This window comes from Shimia abyssi (assembly GCF_003014475.1).
In the GTDB taxonomy this organism is placed as follows: domain Bacteria; phylum Pseudomonadota; class Alphaproteobacteria; order Rhodobacterales; family Rhodobacteraceae; genus Shimia; species Shimia abyssi.
This window is the reverse complement of record NZ_PYGJ01000018.1, coordinates 23,343-42,047: the sequence shown is the minus strand read 5'-3', so window position 1 is coordinate 42,047 and position 18,705 is coordinate 23,343. Positions and strand designations below refer to the sequence as shown.

Annotated in this window: 19 protein-coding genes; 6 read left to right on the top strand and 13 right to left on the bottom strand. The window is 56.6% G+C overall.

Annotation, left to right across the window (positions count from 1 at the left end):
* Positions 1–68: 68 nt before the first annotated feature.
* From CLV88_RS19495 to guaA, 3 genes are all read right to left on the bottom strand, one after another.
* Positions 69–824 carry an FkbM family methyltransferase gene (locus CLV88_RS19495; RefSeq protein WP_165798948.1) on the bottom strand — a complete coding sequence of 252 codons (756 nt, stop codon included), beginning with the start codon at positions 822–824 and terminating at the stop codon, positions 69–71.
* A gap of 200 nt (positions 825–1,024) precedes the next feature.
* Positions 1,025–3,097 carry a hypothetical protein gene (locus CLV88_RS19490; protein WP_106610080.1) on the bottom strand — a complete coding sequence of 691 codons (2,073 nt, stop codon included), beginning with the start codon at positions 3,095–3,097 and terminating at the stop codon, positions 1,025–1,027.
* Positions 3,098–3,419: 322 nt separating this feature from the next.
* Positions 3,420–4,979, bottom strand: a complete 1,560-nt coding sequence (gene guaA, locus CLV88_RS19485) for a glutamine-hydrolyzing GMP synthase (RefSeq protein WP_106610079.1) — start codon at positions 4,977–4,979, stop codon at positions 3,420–3,422.
* 203 nt (positions 4,980–5,182) lie between these two features.
* Here guaA and CLV88_RS19480 point away from each other — a divergent pair, with 203 nt between their 5' ends.
* Positions 5,183–6,727: a trimethylamine methyltransferase family protein gene (locus CLV88_RS19480; RefSeq protein ID WP_106610078.1), complete on the top strand. Its 1,545-nt coding sequence runs from the start codon at positions 5,183–5,185 to the stop codon at positions 6,725–6,727.
* Between the two features lie 3 nt (positions 6,728–6,730).
* Here CLV88_RS19480 and CLV88_RS19475 read toward each other — a convergent pair whose 3' ends face one another.
* On the bottom strand, positions 6,731–7,024 hold the full coding sequence (locus tag CLV88_RS19475) for a DUF6477 family protein (protein ID WP_106610143.1): 294 nt from the start codon (positions 7,022–7,024) through the stop codon (positions 6,731–6,733).
* A 249-nt stretch (positions 7,025–7,273) separates the two neighbouring features.
* Here CLV88_RS19475 and CLV88_RS19470 point away from each other — a divergent pair, with 249 nt between their 5' ends.
* Positions 7,274–8,335 (top strand): DUF6456 domain-containing protein, encoded by a 1,062-nt coding sequence (locus CLV88_RS19470; protein WP_106610077.1) that lies wholly within the window; start codon positions 7,274–7,276, stop codon positions 8,333–8,335.
* Between the two features lie 77 nt (positions 8,336–8,412).
* Here the strand turns inward: CLV88_RS19470 and CLV88_RS19465 are convergent, their stop codons facing one another.
* The gene (locus CLV88_RS19465; RefSeq protein WP_106610076.1) at positions 8,413–8,961 is read right to left on the bottom strand and encodes a peroxiredoxin; all 549 of its coding nucleotides are present in this window, start codon (positions 8,959–8,961) and stop codon (positions 8,413–8,415) included.
* A gap of 206 nt (positions 8,962–9,167) precedes the next feature.
* Here CLV88_RS19465 and lipA point away from each other — a divergent pair, with 206 nt between their 5' ends.
* The gene (gene lipA / locus CLV88_RS19460) at positions 9,168–10,118 is read left to right on the top strand and encodes a lipoyl synthase (protein WP_106610075.1); all 951 of its coding nucleotides are present in this window, start codon (positions 9,168–9,170) and stop codon (positions 10,116–10,118) included.
* Between the two features lie 49 nt (positions 10,119–10,167).
* On the opposite strand, the gene CLV88_RS19455 is transcribed toward lipA, so the two are convergent.
* A complete protein-coding gene (locus CLV88_RS19455; protein WP_106610074.1) occupies positions 10,168–11,046 on the bottom strand; it encodes a cytochrome c in 879 nt (292 codons plus the stop codon).
* Between the two features lie 74 nt (positions 11,047–11,120).
* On the bottom strand, positions 11,121–11,585 hold the full coding sequence (locus CLV88_RS19450) for a c-type cytochrome (protein ID WP_106610073.1): 465 nt from the start codon (positions 11,583–11,585) through the stop codon (positions 11,121–11,123).
* 91 nt (positions 11,586–11,676) lie between these two features.
* Here CLV88_RS19450 and CLV88_RS19445 point away from each other — a divergent pair, with 91 nt between their 5' ends.
* A complete protein-coding gene (locus tag CLV88_RS19445) occupies positions 11,677–12,543 on the top strand; it encodes a LysR family transcriptional regulator (RefSeq protein WP_133170014.1) in 867 nt (288 codons plus the stop codon).
* On the opposite strand, the gene CLV88_RS19440 is transcribed toward CLV88_RS19445, so the two are convergent.
* Positions 12,536–12,715 carry a hypothetical protein gene (locus CLV88_RS19440; protein ID WP_106610071.1) on the bottom strand — a complete coding sequence of 60 codons (180 nt, stop codon included), beginning with the start codon at positions 12,713–12,715 and terminating at the stop codon, positions 12,536–12,538. The genes CLV88_RS19445 and CLV88_RS19440 overlap by 8 nt on opposite strands.
* Positions 12,712–13,251 (bottom strand): hypoxanthine phosphoribosyltransferase, encoded by a 540-nt coding sequence (gene hpt, locus CLV88_RS19435; protein WP_106610142.1) that lies wholly within the window; start codon positions 13,249–13,251, stop codon positions 12,712–12,714. The genes CLV88_RS19440 and hpt overlap by 4 nt, the downstream gene beginning before the upstream one ends.
* A gap of 93 nt (positions 13,252–13,344) precedes the next feature.
* On the opposite strand from hpt, the gene CLV88_RS19430 reads away from it, so the two are divergent.
* Positions 13,345–13,788 carry a type II toxin-antitoxin system RatA family toxin gene (locus CLV88_RS19430; RefSeq protein WP_106610070.1) on the top strand — a complete coding sequence of 148 codons (444 nt, stop codon included), beginning with the start codon at positions 13,345–13,347 and terminating at the stop codon, positions 13,786–13,788.
* A gap of 20 nt (positions 13,789–13,808) precedes the next feature.
* Positions 13,809–15,098: an MmgE/PrpD family protein gene (locus CLV88_RS19425; RefSeq protein ID WP_106610069.1), complete on the top strand. Its 1,290-nt coding sequence runs from the start codon at positions 13,809–13,811 to the stop codon at positions 15,096–15,098.
* A 37-nt stretch (positions 15,099–15,135) separates the two neighbouring features.
* Here CLV88_RS19425 and CLV88_RS19420 read toward each other — a convergent pair whose 3' ends face one another.
* The 4 genes from CLV88_RS19420 to CLV88_RS19405 all read right to left on the bottom strand — a co-directional run bounded on the left by CLV88_RS19420 (position 15,136) and on the right by CLV88_RS19405 (position 18,581).
* Entirely contained in the window at positions 15,136–16,323 is a 1,188-nt protein-coding gene (locus CLV88_RS19420) for an ammonium transporter (RefSeq protein WP_106610068.1), read from the bottom strand.
* A gap of 160 nt (positions 16,324–16,483) precedes the next feature.
* Positions 16,484–16,972, bottom strand: coding sequence for a CinA family protein (locus CLV88_RS19415; RefSeq protein WP_106610067.1), 489 nt, complete (start codon positions 16,970–16,972; stop codon positions 16,484–16,486).
* Positions 16,972–17,454 carry a phosphatidylglycerophosphatase A family protein gene (locus tag CLV88_RS19410; RefSeq protein ID WP_106610066.1) on the bottom strand — a complete coding sequence of 161 codons (483 nt, stop codon included), beginning with the start codon at positions 17,452–17,454 and terminating at the stop codon, positions 16,972–16,974. The genes CLV88_RS19415 and CLV88_RS19410 overlap by 1 nt, the downstream gene beginning before the upstream one ends.
* On the bottom strand, positions 17,451–18,581 hold the full coding sequence (locus CLV88_RS19405; RefSeq protein ID WP_106610141.1) for a bifunctional 2-C-methyl-D-erythritol 4-phosphate cytidylyltransferase/2-C-methyl-D-erythritol 2,4-cyclodiphosphate synthase: 1,131 nt from the start codon (positions 18,579–18,581) through the stop codon (positions 17,451–17,453). Before CLV88_RS19405 ends, CLV88_RS19410 begins: the two co-directional genes overlap by 4 nt.
* Between the last annotated feature and the right edge of the window lie 124 nt (positions 18,582–18,705).

The following is an 18,705-nucleotide window of genomic DNA, read 5'->3' as shown; positions in this document are numbered from 1 at the left end:
AAAATGGTGCGTGGTTGATTGGGGGCTGCCCAAGTTGGGTGGCCCGTTTTTCTTTTAATGGAAAGAACTTAACGCTTGACCGACAGGTATTTTTCGCCTGCGTCTTTGATGACGATACGGTCCTTGGAAAAGGCAAAAAACGCCTCTGAACAGCCTTGGACGATGCGGTCATGCAGTTCGACAATCAACGCGTCAATCTGGTTGAGCGCGTCAGCGTCATGCGCAAAAAGCGCATGTTCGCCGCCTTCTATGTCTAGCTTCATGATGCCTACATCCGACAGGTCCACGCCAAGCGTAGAGAGCGAAACGGCATCAACCTCGGAAACGACCTGAGCGTCTGGACAGTCATCTGGATTTTCCACGACGGAAAAGCCCCAAGTTCCGGTGCCACGATTGCGCAGGGAAATGGTGCCGGAGGATTGCGGCACAAGCGCTCCGGACACGTGGCGGATATTTGGGAAGGTTGCAATGTTTGCCGATAGGATTTCGGCGTTTTCGGCAGAAGGTTCGATTGTGACAACCTGTGCCTGTGGATAGAGCCGTGACAAGGCAATCGCCGCAGTGCCGATATAGCCACCCGCATCAATAATAACGCCCTTGTAATCTGACGGGAACAGGTGCGCGAGGGCGGTGAATTCGCCGGACAATGAAGTGATGGCAACGGTCAGGTCGGGTGTTCCTTTGCGCACGGTCACATCTGTGTCGCAGACGCGAAAGCTGTGCCGTGATCCTTTGGGAGACAGGCGAAAGCGCAGATAGTTTGCCCACCCGATGTGGTGAATGAATTCTGCCTGTCGCGCGAACTTTTCCGTCAGTGATGACATTGCACGGTGCCCTTTTTGCCTGCTTATGGTTCGGATATATCGTAATCCTTGCAGATTTGCGGTCAAATTGGGTCGTTTTTGAGGATACCCGAACAATTTGGCCAAACGCAGCACAGCCCTGGGGAGTGGTGTAATACAGGGGTGAACTGGCGTCGCGGCCCGGTACCAACCAATGGGATTCAAGCCGTGATCGCGGTGACTTACGAACGCTGTTTGTGATGGTATCTGATCTGGCGCATTAGATGTCGTGAAGCAATAAGAGCGCATCCGGCAACAACTGTTGTCGAAAGTGTCGTGTAATAGACAAGTTCCCTATTGAGGGCTTTGTTGCGCGGAGGCGTGTGCTCTTCGTTCAGCGTAACCCATGTGATTTCAGCGACAAAGACAACACTCGCCATGATGGCAAGTGTGGCGACGCCAAAAAGCAGAAGTCGCAGACCATTGTCTTTTTCTGCCGCAATGAGATCTGCACAAAGGCAGGCGAGAAGCGCCAAGGTTGCGCCAACTAAACTGCGCAGTGCGATATACGTGATGGTTCCTGGATAAAGTTCACCCTTGAGAAGGTGCGACTCTTGGTCAAGAAAATCCCCCTGAGATGTGACGAGATGGTTGATACACGCGGTAAACTCGGCCTCGGAATAAAGTAGGCTGCTGCCAAAATACTGCATGATGGCACAGCTGGCACCCGCAGTGGTTCCGGAAGAATTCAGGTGATTGATGGCTTGGTCGCTAAAGAACGGAAGCATCTGAAATAAAACCGCAATGAACCAGGACAAAACGAAACACCAGATGAACTGTGTCGCTGGGAATAGTCCGCTTGTTGTAAACGCGTTTTTCCACGCGGCCCCGGCTTCGTTTACTTTGCTCTGACGTCTTGCGAGGGAAATCAACGAAACAGGTACGAAGAGCACAAGCAACTGAAAAGTATATGTCATTCCCGACAGCATTGCGTTGGATATCTTTATGCTGTCTGCTCTTCCTCCATCCACAAATTCGTATGCAAAAGGTGCGAAATAGGATTTTACCGAGCCATAAAAGCCAAATGCAAAGGCGAATGCGGCGGACAGGAGGATCGCAAGAATTGCAGCGTCGACCGCATTTGGCGAAGATTTGCGGCTGTTTGCTGAGTCGATGAGGTTTTTCAGCAGGTTTGAGATTGGATTGTTCAGTACCGGACGATTGTCTGCAAACTCTGCGTATAAAGCAAAGAGAACGCAGATGTCATCGACGCTTTCCGCGACGCGCCGACGGATGGCGTGCCACCTTTGATATTGTATTTGAACTTGCTGACTGAGTTCGGTTTTTTTAGCTTCTAACACTGCGCGAGCCTCGGGGGATTGCGTTGTTTGTGAAAGTGCGTCGGTGATCTCTTTTTGGTCTCGCAAAAGACGGTCTGCAAACGTGGTCAAGTACTCCAAATCCTGCAAGATCGCTTTGGTCGTTGGCGTGATCGCATTTTCAACCTGGCGGAATTCATCCTGTATGCGCTGAGACGGAAAACTGTGAATTCCACTCGTCCAGGCGTGATAAAAGTATAGTTTGATGACGTGCTGCTCAAAGTTTGGAAAGTAGCTGGTTTGTCCACCTTGGGGAGGGGCTGCGCCATTAAAAACCAATTGCGCGGCATCAAGAATGGAGCGCATTCTTGCGGCCTCGTTTGGTCCAAGCAAGGTTCCGGGCAAATCGTTTGGGTTCATCTCTACAGCGCCAAGTTCATTGGCGAAGTCGTTGAGAGTGTGCGGGACACCGACGATGTAATGCGCCATGCCTCTGAACTTTGTTTCGAGTTTGTTAAAAACACTTGAGCTTGGAATGATGCCGATGAGCGCAGCTGCGACGGCGAGGGGCCACGCAGGTGAATGAAAGAGCGATTCCGAGCTGGACTCTGGACTGGGCGTCGCAGTTTCTGTTCCCGTGTTGGCCTGCGTATCGGGCGCGCCACCGGAAATCCTGTTCACCAGTTCAATCAGACCAAAAACCGACGCGGACACTTCTGCCAGGATCGAAAAGAATGAATATACAATGATCAGGCAAAAGGCATAAAACACCACTCCTCGGAAAAAGATCCGACTTCGCCTGAGTTGAGCAGGCACCAGCATGGCCACGAGCCTTTGGCGGCGGCTCAAGAAAGAGTCATTGGGGATCGGTCTGTTCAAACGCTCTTTTGCAAACAGGGAGATCAGGAGCATACCAAACAGGTATGCCAGAACCCAATCCACCTGAAAAAGTGAAGCGGTTGCAACAGCCGTCTCGACTGTTGCGGCGTGTGACATGTCGTGTCAGCCGCAATATCTGATGTTTGGGTTGCACGCGTTCAAAAGTGGCTCGGTGACTGGGCCTGACGGTAGGGTGCCGGCGACTGAGACAACAAATATAAGGGCGCAAAATGGGGCGGTAAAAATCGGTGTCATAATGATACTCAAGCTTTAATAAATGCAAATACCATAACACATTTTACCTGAAGTCGCAAAAGTAGTCTCGAATGACACTTTGAGTTGAGTTGTCATAAGTTGAGTTGCGATCAACTTTGCGGGGCAAGCAATTAGTCTCAAAGATAAAAACGCCGCCCCGATAGGAGCGGCGTTTGACGTCCAATTATTCCCATTCGATCGTGCCCGGAGGCTTTGAGGTTATGTCGTAGGTGACGCGGTTAATGCCCTTAACCTCGTTGATGATTCGGGTGGCGGTTTCGCCGAGAAACTCGTGGCTGAAGGGATAGTAGTCTGCTGTCATGCCATCGACGGATGTGACCGCGCGCAGGGCGCAGGCATAGTCGTAAGTGCGACTGTCGCCCATAACGCCGACAGTGCGCACAGGCAGGATGGCCACAAAGGCCTGCCAGATGTCATCATAAAGCCCGTGTTTGCGGATCTGGTCGATATAGACCGCGTCGGCTTCGCGCAGGATGTCGAGTTTTTCGGTGGTGATTTCGCCGGGGCAGCGGATCGCGAGGCCCGGGCCAGGGAACGGGTGGCGGCCGATGAAGGACTGGGGAAGGCCGAGTTCACGACCAAGAGCGCGGACCTCATCCTTGAAGAGTTCGCGCAGCGGTTCGACCAGCTTCAGGCCCATTTTTTCGGGCAGGCCGCCGACGTTGTGGTGGCTTTTGATGGTCACGGAAGGGCCGCCGGAGAAGGAGACGGATTCAATCACATCCGGATAAAGCGTGCCTTGGGCAAGGAATTCGGCGCCGTCGATGGTGTCGGCGTGTTTCTGGAACACGTCTATGAACAGTTTGCCAATGATCTTGCGCTTGGTTTCCGGGTCAGATTGACCGTCGAGTTCGCCAAGGAACAGCTCGGATTCGTCAGCGTGGATCAAACGGATATTGTAATTGTCGCGGAACATGGCGACGACCTCGTCGGCCTCGTTCTTGCGCAGCAGACCATGGTCGACAAAGACGCAAGTGAGCTGATCACCAATGGCCTCGTGAATGAGGATGGCTGCAACTGAACTGTCGACACCACCTGAGAGGCCGCAGATGACCTGTTTGTCGCCAACCTGTTCGCGGATTTTCGCAATCATTTCATCGCGATAGGCGCCCATTGTCCAGTCGCCGGAAAAACCGGCGAGTTTGACGAAATTCTCATAAAGCTTGGCGCCGTTTGGGGTGTGGTGCACCTCGGGGTGGAATTGCACGGCGTAGAAATGGCGCGAGGGGTCTGCGGTAATGGCATATGGCGCGTTGGGCGAGGTTCCGTAAACCTCGAAACCCGGAGCGATTTCGCTGACGTGGTCGCCGTGGGACATCCAGACCTGCTCGTCACCATCCGAAAACCAACCATCGAGGATGTCGAGATTGTTTTTCGGGGTCACGTAGGCGCGGCCAAATTCGGCTGTGCCGTGGCCACTTTCAACCTTGCCGCCGAGCTGTTGCATCATGACCTGCTGGCCATAGCAGATACCAAGGATCGGCACACCATAGTCAAAGATCTCTTGCGGAGCGCGCGGAGATCCGTCGCGGGTGACGCTGTCGGGACCACCTGAAAAGATGATTGCCTTGGGCGCCATGGCGCGGACCATATCCATGGTCACGGACTGGTAAGGGTGGATTTCGCAATAGACATTGAGCTCGCGCAGGCGACGCGCAATCAGCTGCGTGACCTGGCTGCCAAAGTCGATGATCAGGAGGCGGGCGTGGGATGTGTCACTCATGCAGGCGCATTAGCGCGAGAGGGGCAAATTCGCAAGCGTGTTTCGCGTATCGGTCGCGGGTTTGGCTGACTTGGGGTCAAGATCGATAAAAACCCGTCTTGGATGTCGCATTTCTTTGAGAATGGCCGCTAATTTGCCGTGGCGACGTTATGTGACACGGTAGACCTGAGGAAAGATTAGAGCTGAGTGGGCGAGGACGTAATATGGCAGAAGCAGCAACCCGTCGGCGGGGTCGTTCCGGAGGAGGCGCGGCAAGACGTGCTGAGCGGACCGGCATCAAGATTGAGACAGCTAAGTATATTGAACGCAATATTCCGCTGTTTGAAGTGCTGAACGAAGAGGCGTTGGAGATTATCGAGTCCAATGCTGAGGGCATTCTGGAAGAAGTGGGTGTCAATTTTGTCGACAACCCCGCCGCGCTGGAACGTTGGCGCGAAGCGGGGGCCGATGTGGATGGCGAACGTGTGCGTATTCCGCGCGGGTTGGCGCGCAAGCTGTGCGAAACAGCGCCCAGCCGGATCACGCAACATGCCCGCAACCCTGAGCGCACGGTTGAGATTGGCGGCAATACGCTGGTGTGCGCACCGGTTTATGGCCCCCCCTTTGTGCGCGATGCAGACGGTGGACGGCGTTATGCGACCATGGCGGATTTCGAAAAATTCGTGAAGCTGGGCTATATGTCGAAATGGCTACACCATTCCGGCGGGACGGTGTGTGAACCCACCGATATCGCGGTGAACAAGCGCCATCTTGACATGCTGCTGGCGCATATGACGTTGAGCGACAAGCCGTTCATGGGGTCAGTGACAGAACCCAGCCGCGCGCAAGACAGTGTTGAGATGTGTGAAATCCTGTTTGGTAAGGATTTTGTGCAGGAAAACACGGTGATGACCTCGCTGATCAACATCAACTCACCGATGACGTTTGATGATGTGATGATGGGCGCGTTGGAAGTGTACGCCCAGAATAATCAAGCCTGTATCGTGTCGCCGTTTATCGTGGGTGGTGCCATGGCGCCGGTTTCGGTTGCGGGAACGTTGACACAGGTATTGGCCGAAGTGTTGGCGGGGATTGCCTATTCCCAGTTGATCCGCCCTGGTGCGCCGGTGATCTTTGGCGCGTTTGTGACCTCGATCGACATGAATTCTGGCGCGCCGACATTTGGCACGCCCGAGGCGACACATATTCTTTCGGGAGCAGGTCAACTGGCGCGCCGGATGGGGCTGCCGTTCCGTTCGGGCGGTGGTTTGTGTGGTTCGAAACTGCCGGATGCGCAGGCGGCATATGAAACAGCGCATACGCATAATGCGGCCTTGCTGGGGGGCGTGAACTTTATGCTGCACTCTTGTGGCTGGCTGGAAGGCGGGCTGGTGTCGAGCTTTGAGAAATTTGTGATGGATGCTGATCAGCTGGGCGTATTGCACCATCTGGCGCGCGGCGTCGCAGTGGATGAGAACGCACAGGCGCTGGACGCGATCCGGGAAGTTGGGCCCGGCGGACATTATCTGGGATGCGCGCACACGCAGGCGAATTTTAAGGAGGCGTTCTGGCGCACCGAGTTACTGGATTACAAGCCGTTTGAAACATGGGCCGACGAAGGCGAGCGAGATACACAAGCGCTGGCCAGCAACCGGGTTGAGCAATTGCTGGGCGGTTATCAGAAACCGGCCATTGATCCGGGTGTGGAAGAGGCTCTCAGGGCGTATGTCGCCGAAAAGAAAGCCTCGATGCCGGATGCGTTTGTCTAAGCCTTAAGGTCTGGCTTGCGTGGCCCGCAAAATGCGGGCCTCGCCCATCATGGCGATTAGAATATCGACATGTTTGACCAATGAATACGCAGCGTCGCTGGTGCGGCGCTGGCGGTTCAGTTCCGATTCCATTTCAATCAATCGCATTAGCGCAGCACCGGTACGTGGCAGAGGCCCGTAGCCGAGATGACGCTTGAGGTGTTGTTCACGTTGGTATTCGGCCACCCCGGCCCGGGCGGCGCGGATCAAGAGACGAGGGCGGCGCAGGGTATTCATAATAGTGAGGATGTCTTGCATGGAATCAGTCCCGTTGTTGTGTGTCATCAGTTTGCACAACCTTGACGGGTGTTGCGTTTGTCACGGATCAGCGAACGCGGGATTTTCAACTGTTTAGAATTTGGAAACAATGATGGCTGTACGGGTAAAATTTTAACAGCTGAGTAACAATTCAATTTTAAGTTGTGGAAAATTTTAAGGAAAACTCTGTGGATACACGGGGCAACATTCCTGACCCGTATGGAGCAATAGGAGGCCGGTGGCATGCGTATGGAAAGTTCGAAAACTGATTTGCCGGGTTGGGTGCCTGACAGTGTGGCGCGCTATGTGGCACACACAGAACATGGCCTGTCCATTCGTGAACTGGCGCGTCGCGACGGGTGCCATGCATCTACAATAATGCGCCAGATCCGCAAGCTGGAGGCAAAGCGCGATGATCCGTTGATTGATGCCGCTTTGGAACAGTTTCGGGCCAAGGACGCGGTTTCAGATGGCAAAGAGCCGGTAACAGACGAGGGTAATCTGCGCCGAGAGGCACGGCGTATACTGGGGCGGTTGTCGGAAACCGGGGCGGTTTTGGCGGTGGCCAAGGACATGGAGAAGGCCGTGGTGGTGCGGGACCGCCCGGATGGTGGATCCGCACGTACGGCGGTGATCGACCGCGATATTGCGCAGGCGATGGTGCTGAAGGATTGGATCAGCTGTTCCGCTACGGGACGGGTGGCGCGCTATACGATCACGTCGGCGGGGCGTTCGGAGCTGAGCAAGCTGATTGCGGAGGAGGCAAACGAGGCACACGGGTTTGCCGAGGCGCAGACGCCATTTGCCGACCAGCATCGCGTCTGGGGCGAAAAGCCGGTGCGCGAAAGAGGACGTGTGCGCACGATGCGGTTTAATGCGGCGGAAAGTCCGTTGGTGGCCTTGGCACGGCGAAAGGACAAGGACGGTAAACCGTTTTTAAGTGATGACCTCGTGGCGGCGGGCGAGCGTTTGCGAGAGGATTTTGAGCTGGCGCAGATGGGTCCACGTGTGGGTCAGAACTGGGAACGGTTTCTAACCGGTGGTGCGCGTGGCGGCTATCGTCCTGACAGCGGGGTCGGGCAAGGGCCGGAGGCGGCGCGTCAAAGGGTTGCGGACGCGGTAGAAGGGCTTGGCGAAGGGCTGTCGGATGTGGTGATGCGGTGCTGTTGCTTTCTAGAGGGGCTGGAAACTGCTGAGAAGCGGCTGGGTTGGTCAGCACGCTCGGGCAAGATTGTGCTCCGTATCGCCTTGATCCGTCTGCGGGAACATTACCGGGAACAGGCCGGTGGTGCGGGCGATTACATCGGCTAGGTTTGATTGTTCAGATTTGAGAAACAAAAACGGCCCACAGAGATCTGCGGGCCGTTTCTGTATCGCTGGTGAAACGCTTAGGCTGCGGTTTCGACCTTGGCCGCTTCGAGATACTTCAGCAGGTTTTCAGGCGCGCTTTCGCCGTAGGGGTCTTCGCCGTGGTTGTCGGAGAGGCCGGGCTCTTCGAACCATGCCTCGACCACACCGTTATTGATGATCGCCGCATAACGCCACGAGCGCATGCCAAAACCAACGTTGTCTTTGGCGACAAGCATTCCGACTTTGCGGGTAAACTCGCCGGAACCATCCGGAATTACACTGACGTTCTTAACGCCCTGAGCTTCGGCCCATTTGTTCATGACGAAGCTGTCGTTGACGGACATGCAGTAGATGGCATCAACTCCAAGCTCTTGGAAACGTTCAAAATTTTCCTCGAACCCTGGCAATTGGTAAGTGGAGCAAGTGGGCGTGAATGCGCCGGGAAGTGAGAACAGGATCACGCGCTTGTCGTCAAAATAGTCGGCGCTGGTCATGTCCTGCCAGCGGAACGGGTTCGGGCCGCCAACGGATTCGTCGCGTACGCGGGTTTTAAAGGTAACGTTAGGGATTTTTACGCCAACTTGCATGAGAGCAGTCCTTTTGGTTCTAAGATTGTCTGAGATTTACAATGATTCTAAAATGGCTCGCAATGCTGCAATTGCACAATAGTAGCTTGCAGCTGCAGAATGCCTCAAAAGCCCGCCTTGCACATGGCTGGGTTGCATTTCTGGTACTAGCTGGAAAGCTGAAGTATGGTAATAACGCGAAACTGACCTAAGCCGAGGGAAAGCCGTTGCGTGATCTGAAATTGCCCGAACAGCGCCATCCTGAGAAAGCGCATCGCCCTGACAATGCGCAGCCCCGCAAGCCAAAGTGGATCCGCGTCAAGGCGCCCACAGGTGAAGGGTATAACGCCACCAAAAAGATCATGCGGGACAATAAGTTGGTCACCGTTTGTGAAGAGGCGGGATGTCCGAACGCAGGAGAATGCTGGAGCCAGGGCCACGCGACCATGATGATCATGGGCGAGATTTGTACGCGCGGCTGTACGTTCTGCAATATCGCAACGGGCAAGCCGCAGTCCCTTGATGCGTTTGAGCCGGGGCGCGTTGCGGATGCGGTGCAAAAGCTGGGGTTGAACCACGTGGTGATCACCAGTGTGGACCGCGACGATCTAAAAGATGGCGGCGCAGAGCATTTTGCCCAGACTATTCGCGCAGTGCGGCATCGCTCTCCCAAGACGACAATCGAGATTCTGACGCCCGATTTCCTGAAATGCGCGCCTGAGGTGTTGGAGATCGTGGTTGAGGCCAAGCCGGACGTGTTTAACCACAATCTGGAAACGGTTCCGGGGCTCTACCCCGAGGTGCGCCCGGGTGCGCGGTATTTCCACAGTCTGCGCCTGTTGCAGCGGGTCAAGGAAATGGATCCGTCGATCTTTACCAAGTCTGGCATCATGGTCGGGTTGGGTGAAAACAAGCAGTCTGTGCATCAGGTGATGGAAGATATGCGCGCCGCCAGCATCGATTTCCTGACCATTGGGCAGTATTTGCAGCCGACGCCCAAGCACCACGGTGTGGACCGATTTGTGACCCCCGAAGAGTTCGAAAGCTATGAGAAAGCGGCATTTGGCAAAGGATTCCTGATGGTTTCTGCTACGCCGCTGACGCGCTCTTCTTATCACGCAGGCGACGATTTTGCGCGGTTGCGTGCAGCACGTGAAGCGCAGCTGGCCAAGGGTTAAGGTGCGCGGCGGGTCGCTCGCTCGGCAAGCCCGGGCGGGCTTTTCTCGCTCAGGGCAGCGCGATCAGATAGGCCGCGATCGCCTCGCGGTCCTGAGCTGGAAGCTTGCCAAGGTTTTCCACCACATGCGCCATATGTCCGCCTGAACTGTCAAAGTCGGGTGTGAAGCCGGATTCAAAGTAATAGGCCAGGTCGCCCTCGGACCAGCCAAGGGTTTGGGGGGTGATATCGGGCACGCGGCCTTTGCCCGACGGATCAGGCGCGCCGGTCAGCCATGCGGAATTGTCGAGGTTTCCCAATGGACCGCGCGGCGTGTGGCATTCGGCGCAATGACCCAGCGCCTCAACCAGATAACGGCCACGTTCCAGTTGTTCGTTGGGGGCACCAATTGTCCATTCATCGCTGAAAAACAGGAATTTCCACCCGCCCATGGCAAGACGGATGTTGAAAGGAAAGCCAACTTCGTGCGGCTGGCTGGGGGTTGCGTCGCCGGGAAGCGTTGCGAGATAGGCGTGCAGGTCGACAATATCCTGCACTTCGGCGCGGGCATATGAAGTGTAAGGGAAGGCGGGGTAGTAGTGTTGACCGTCGGGCGAGGTGCCAAATTTCATGGCATTGGCCAGATCAAGAGCGCTCCATTCCCCGATGCCATGGGTTGGATCGGACGAGATATTGGGGGCGATGAATGTGCCAAAGTCGGAGGGGAAGCGTTGGCCACCGGAAAGGACGGGCGCGCCTTTGCTGTCTACCCCCGGTGCTGTGTGGCAAGAGGCACAGCCCGCGGCGTGAAACACGGTTTCACCGCGCGAGGTGTCGGCGGTGAGGCCGGCAAGTGCGTCATCGGCAAAGGATTCGGGACGGGTGATAAACCAGAAAACGGCAAAGCCCAGAACGACGAAAAATGTAAGATTGGTCAGGAAACGGCGCATGAGAGTCCTCTCCAAAAAAAATATGTCGGCAACCGCGAGGTCGCCGACATGAAAGGTCGAATCCAGCGCGGTGATTAGCTGCTGGGTTCACGATACGCTTTGTGGCAGGCACCGCAAGCGCCGCCAACCGCGCCGATCGCGCCGCGAATGCCCTCAACGCCGCCTCCGGCAGCGGCCTGCATCGCAGTCGCCGCCTCAACAAGAGCCATGCCCTTGGCTTGAACATCAGGATAGTTCGACCACATGTCAGCCTTGGCACGTGATTTGGCCGCGCCGCTGTCTGACCCTTGGGGCCACATGATAGACGCGTTCAGCGTCGCCGCAGCGAGAAGGTTATCGGCGGCGGCGGATGCGGTGGCGGCGTCATAATCGACGTCCCCTTTGGCCATTGCGCCCAATACACCAAGGTTAAATCCATAAAGTTGCATCTGGGCCTGGCGGGCCTTGATCGCGGCGTCAATGTGGCCGTCGGCAAAGGCGGCACCGCCCAAAAGGGTCAATCCAAGGGCGGCGGCGGTCAATTTTGTAAAACGAGTCATGTCATGCTCCGAAAACGTGGCTGTATGATTTGAGAGTACCTGTGAAAAAATCGAATACCATCCTGTATTTTTGCAGGGTATCCTTTCATTCATGCACAGCGATAACTGGGATGACATGAGATTTGTGCTGGCTGTGGCCGATACCGGCACGGTCAGCGGCGCGGCAAGGCGATTGGGCGTGAACCATGCAACGGTTTTGCGCCGGGTTGCGGCGTTTGAAAATCGGCATGGGGTTGATGTTTTTGAAAGAACATCAAAGGGTTACCGGGTCAACGCAGAATATGTGCACATTATCGAGGCCGCGCGGGATGTGGGCAATGCGGTAAAATCGGTGGAACATCTGATGTCTGGGACACAGGCGCCATTGGTCGGCACGGTGCGCATTTCTTCTACCGATTCCTTCTGTCAGGTGGTTTTGCCTCCCATTATCGGTGCGTTTCACAATGCCGTGAGTGGCATCAAAATCGCCATGATCAGCACCAATGCCTATAGCAATTTTTCCCAAAGCCACGCTGATATTGCAGTGCGGCCTGCCCAAGGTTTGAGTGATGACATGGTTGGGGATGTGGCAGCGCGGCTGGGGTTTGGCGTCTATGCGGTGGACCCGGCGCCAGAGACTTGGCTGGGGTTATCCGGGCCTTTGGTGCGCTCCAATGCGGCCAATTGGATGTCTGAAAACGTACCGGCAGAGCGAATTGTGGGCGCGGCGGACAGTTTTATGGTGTTGGCGACATTGGCGCGGCTGGGCATGGGGCGGGCGGTGCTGCCTTGTAGTGTGGGGGACGCGGTGCCAGAGCTGTGCCGATTGGATTCGCCCGGAGAGCTGATTTCGGTACCGATCTGGGTGGCGTGTCACGTCGATCTGGTGGGCGTGTCGCGAGTGGGAGCGGTGCGCAGATTTTTGGTCGCGGGGCTGGAGGCGCGCGCCGCACAATTGGCGGGATACGGCGCTAGTTGATGCGTCCCTTTGGGGTGTTGTCGAGTGTCAGCCAATCGGGCCAGCCAACCACTTTTTCCACCAAAAAGATGCCAAGGCAGATCGCAAAGATGGCCAGCATCATCTTGATCCGCTGCTCGGATGGTGGATTGCGTGCCCAGCGGGCCATGCGCAGATAGTGAAGGATGTTCACTCGGTAAACCGGACTTTGCCGATATAGGGCAGGTTGCGGTTGCGTTGCGCGAAATCAATTCCGTAGCCCACGACAAATTCATCAGGGATGGAAAACCCGATCCAGTCGGCGGCGATGTCGGCTTCGCGGCGCGATGGTTTGTCGAGCAGGGCAATGGATTTAAGCTTGCGTGGATTGCGCGATCTGAGCAGGTTGAGCACATGGGTCAATGTGTGGCCAGTATCGACAATGTCTTCGACAACAAGCAGATCCCGCCCTTCAATTTCGCCGCGCAAGTCTTTGAGAATGCGTACTTCTCTGGAGCTTTCCATAGAGTTTCCGTAAGACGAAGCCTCAAGGAAATCAACCTCGACCGGTAGGTCCAGTTCACGCACCAGATCGGCGATAAACACAAAGGAACCGCGCAGGAGACCAACGACGATGATCTTATCCGTATCGGCATATTCGGCCGTAATTTCGGCGCAAAGCTCTTCTATTCGGGCCGCGATGGACTTGGCTGAGATCATCTGATCGATGACATATGGACGCTCTGACATGAGACCCTCTTGATTTTTCGTGCGCAGCATACGAAATCAGCGCCGACTGTCACGTCAAAAAGCCCGGATAAGAAGCCAAGCCGCAGGAGCGATATGCCAACCCATTCCGAAACCCGCCCGCTGCCGTATTCTGCGCAGCAAATGTACGACCTTGTGGCGGATGTGGCGCAATACCCGCAGTTTTTACCGTGGTGTGCGGCGGCACGTATCCGGTCGCGTGAACCGCAAGGGGCGACTGAGTTGATGCTGGCGGATCTGGTGATTTCGTTCAAAGTGTTCCGTGAACGGTTTGGCAGCCGGGTGGTTTTGCACCCGGAAGTAATGCACATAGATACCGAATATCTGGACGGGCCGTTCAAATACATGAAATCCAGTTGGGATTTCAAGGATGTGGATGGCGGCTGCGAAGTGGCGTTTTTTGTGGATTTCGAGTTCAAGAACCTGATTTTGCAAAAGGCGATCGGGCTGGTGTTCAATGAGGCGATGCACAGAATCGTGGCGGCCTTTGAGGCGCGGGCCAAGGTGTTATACGGATAACAAACAAGGGAGCAGGTGCAATGATCACGAAAGCGTTGGCCGCGTTTGCGGCGGAGACGGCAGTGGATCAGGTGCCCGATGCGACACGGCATATGGTTCAGCTATCCCTGCTGGATTGGGCCGCGTGCGGAATAGCCGGAGTTGAAGAGCCGGTGTCGCGGATTGTGCGAGAGATGGCCGCGGGCGAAGGCGGCGTTGCAGAGGCGCATGTATTTGGCGGTGCGCGCCTGCCGGTGCGGGCCGCCGCGCTGGTAAACGGCGCAACGTCGCACGCGCTGGATTATGACGACACACATTTCGCCCATATTGGCCATCCGAGTGTTGCGGTGTTTCCGGCGGTACTTGCGGTGGCTGAAAAAGTAGGGGCGTCAGGGCGTGAATTGCAGCTGGCGGCGCTGATCGGGATTGAGACGAGCATTCGTGTTGGTGTCTGGTTGGGGCGGACGCATTATCAGACAGGGTTCCATCAGACCAGCACGGCAGGGTCGTTTGGCGCGGCTGCGGCTGCGGCGCGGATGATGGGGCTGGATGCTGGCGGTGTCGCGGCAGCGATGGGTTTGGTTGCGACGCGGGCGTCGGGGCTGAAATCGCAATTTGGCACTATGGGCAAACCCTATAATGCCGGCGTTGCAGCGGCAAACGGGGTTGAAGCGGCGCTGTTGGTTGCACGTGGGTTTGAGCCGCGTATTGATGCACTTGAAGTTGCGCAAGGGTTTGGTGCGACCCACGCTGGTGAAGCGGATGCAACTGCCCTGAAGGATTTAGGCACTCGTTGGGTGTTTGATGAGATCAGCCACAAGTTCCACGCCTGTTGTCATGGACTACATGCGACGTTAGAGGCGTTGGCAGAGATTGACGTGATGGCGGCTGATGTGGCCGGGGTGGAAATTGTGACACATCCACGGTGGATGAGTGTGTGCAATCAACCAAGCCCGGAGACTGGGTTGGGCGCAAAGTTTTCCTATCGGATGGTCGCTGCGATGGCGTTATTGGGGCATGACACTGCGGCACTGAGAAGCTATTCGGATGCGCTGTGCCGTGATGCGGATGTGCTTGCATTGCGGGATCGAGTTGTTGTCAGCACGGATGAGCAATTGAGCGAAATGCAGGCGCGTGTGGTTTTGACGTGTAAGAATGGTGAGTTTCGCGAGGCGTTTCATGACTTGGCTGCACCAATGACTATGGAGGCACGTGAGATGCGTTTGCGGGCCAAGGCAGCGGCGTTGATTGGGTCAGACAGAGCGGCAACGCTATGGCGGTTGGCAATAGAAAACGCCGCCCCGAATGAGATCGGTGCGGCGCTGGGTTAAGGCAGCTCCTCAAGCCCGAGCGGGCTTCCTCGCTGGTTTAGGACGCGCTGTCGTAGGCGCGTTCGCCGTGAACGGCGAGGTCGAGACCGTTGACTTCGGTTTCTTCGTCCACACGCAGAGGCGTGATCAGGCCGCAGAGTTTGATCAGCACAAAGGTCACAACCACGGTGAAGACACCCACAATGGCGAGACCACCAAGCTGGGCGACCCATGCGCCTTGACCAAAGACAGCGATCATGATCGTGCCGAAGATGCCGCCAACGCCGTGAACGGCAAAGACATCAAGCGTGTCGTCAATCTTGAGACCATTGCGGATTACATTCACCGCCTCTTGGCAGAGAATACCGGCGATTGCGCCGATGATCAGCGCCTCGACCGGACCGACAAAGCCGGAGGCAGGTGTAATTGACGCAAGACCCGCGATGGTGCCAGTGACGAGGCCCACCAGAGACGCTTTGCCGTACTTGATGCGTTCCCAGAGCGCCCATGTGAGCGACGCGGTTGCGGCCGAGATATGGGTCACGGTGAGGGCCATGGCAGCGCCGCCATCAGCGGCGAGCTGAGAGCCGCCATTAAAGCCGAACCAACCAACCCAGAGCATGGCTGCGCCGATCATCACCATCCACGGAGCATGTGGTGGGGTGGTGCGGTTTTTACGCGCGCCAAGGCAGACGGCCAGTACAAGCGCTGCGAGACCTGCGGTTTCGTGCACCACAATACCACCGGCAAAGTCACGCACTCCGATCTCGCCAAAGATGCCGCCATCGGCCATCATGCCGCCGCCCCAGATCCAGTGCACGACGGGCGCGTAGCACAAGAGCATCCAGAGGCCTGAGAACAACAGCACGAAGCCAAAGCCGATACGTTCCACATAGGCACCGACAATCAGCGCCGGGGTGATGATGGCAAAGGTCATCTGGAAGGCAAAGAACAGCACTTCTGGCAGGGTGCCAGAGAGGCTGTCTGCAGTGACGCCTGAAAGGAACATCTTGCTTAGACCGCCCCAGAGGCTGCCCGCGCCACCATCACTGCCAAAGGCAATGGAGTAGCCAAAGACGAGCCAGAGGACGCTCATCAAACAGGCGATGGCGTAGGTTTGCATAAAGACGCTGAGCACGTTGCGCGCCCGCACCAAGCCGCCGTAAAACAGGGCCAGTCCCGGCAATGTCATGAACAGGACCAAGGCTGTCGCCACGATGATCCACGCGGTATCCGCTCCGTTCATTTCCCTTCCTTTCCGATTTTTTGTCATTGGTTTTGCGCCAAAGAGCGGAAGGGGCGCGCAAAACAAAGAGGCAATTGGGGCTGTGGGTGCCGAAAAAGACGGCGATTTCAATATTGATTAAAAAATATGCGCAATAGACGGGGTGGTGATCAAAAATGCATCAAAATGCGGAGGCCGCCCGCGAAAGCAGCGACAACGCATGATTCCGCGCCGCCAAGCGGACCTGATCACGGCCCAAAGCTCCAAACTCGATTGTTTCGGTGCTGCACTCTTCAATTGCAGATGGTGTCCGGACGGCCAGGCCAAAGCAAACGCGCCCTTCGGGTTTAAACTCGGACCCGCCGGGACCGGCAATGCCGGTGATCGAAACGGCGATATGGGTGTCACTGTTGGTCAGCGCGCCAAGGGCCATTTCGCGGGCGACTTGTTCAGACACTGCGCCATGGGCGGCAAGGGTGGCGGGCGATACACCCAGCATCTCGGTCTTGGCGGTGTTGGTATAGGTGACAAAGCCGCGCTCGAAACTGGCGGATGAGCCGGGCAGATCGGTGAGCGCGGCAGCGACCATGCCACCGGTACAGCTCTCGGCCGCGGTTAGGCGCAGACCCTTGGACGTGCAGAGGTGCAGAATGTCGGCGGCCTGAGACATCAGATCAGAAACACATGGAACAGTGCGGCGATGATCAGCGTGACAACACCGGCAAAGACGCCTGCCCAGATGTCATCAAGCATGACGCCGTCCGCGTCATGGCGTTGGTCGGCGCGCCCCACAAGCCACGGCTTCTTGATGTCGAACCAACGAAAAAGCAGGAAGGCGGCGATGGGGCCGGGCCAGACCATGGACATATCGCGTAAGTAAAACGCCGCCGCAGGGAACAGCATCGCGATCCACATGCCGGCCACTTCGTCGATCACAAACTCAGACGGGTCATCGCCGGGTTTGTCGCGCAATTCCGCACGGCAGGCCCAGAAACCGGCGACAATGGACAGGATGGTGGCCACAACTAACGGCCAGAAACCAAGGTAACGCTCGATTCCCCAGCCGAGGATCAGGGCCGCAAGCGACCCCCATGTGCCCGGTGCCCAAGGCAAAAGGCCGACACCAAAGAATGTTGCGATTTGTCTGCTCATGTTTTCACCAGTGTTGCTGTGGCCAAGGCGGCAATGCCCTCTTCGCGGCCAGTAAAGCCGAGGCGTTCGGACGTGGTGGCCTTGATCGAAATGCGATCAGGGGCAAGGGTCATGATTTCGGCCATGCGGGCCGTCAAGGCAGGCGCGTGAGGACCAATCTTGGGGCGCTCACAGATCAGGGTGCAGTCGACATTTGAGATAGCGTAGCCCATTGAGCTGGCCAGTTCGACGGCGTGGCGCAGGAATATGGCGCTGTCAGCGTCTTTCCATTCCGCCTCGGACGGGGGGAAGTGACGGCCAATATCGCCTTGGGCCAGTGCGCCATAGATGGCGTCGGTCACGGCGTGCATACCAACATCGGCATCGCTGTGTCCCTTGAGGCCTTTGGTGTGAGGGATCGCGACACCACACAGGGTAACGTGATCTCCTTCTTCAAAAGCGTGCACGTCAAAGCCATTGCCCAATCGGATGTCCATTTTGCCTCGCAAGTGGGTTTCCAGACGTGCAAAATCGTCTGGGGTGGTGATTTTTAGGTTTCCTTCGTCGCCCGGCACGATGGTAACGTCAAGCCCGCCAGTGCGTGCGACTTCGACGTCATCCGCCGCAGTGCCGGTAAAGGCGTGGTGGGCCGCAAGAATGGCGGCAAAGTCAAAGCCTTGAGGCGTTTGCGCGCGAAAAAGGTTCTTACGGGATTGAGTGCCAGAGACGGTGCCTTCGACGCCATGCCAAAGCGCGTCGGTGACTGGCAAAGCGGGGGCTGCGCCGGTAGCGCCGGTTTGCAGGGCGTCAATCACTGCGGAGATAGTATTGGCGCTGATCCCGGCGCGGGCCACGTCGTGGATGAGAACATGGGTGACGTTTTGATTTCGCAGCGCCTCAAGACCAGCGCGAACAGAGGCGTCGCGGGTGGCGCCGCCGTGCACAACCGGCACATTCAATGTGTCGGTGTGAATGGCGTCATCAGGGTGGGCGACCAAGACAATATGGTCAATTTGCGGATGAGCCTGAAAGGCGGCCAATGTCCAGTCGGCCACTCGACGTCCGGCCAGCGGGCGCCATTGTTTTGGCAGTCCCGCGCCTGCGCGCGTGCCACGTCCGGCAGCCACAATTACGGCGGCGGTCTTGATCAAGGGAGTGTTCATGGTGTCTGTTTATCGCAGTTTGCGCGAGACTTGAATCGCCAAACGCCGTCTGACAACAGAGATTTTGAGCCAGTTTGAACTGGTGGGATCTTCAATGTCATGAGCGCGC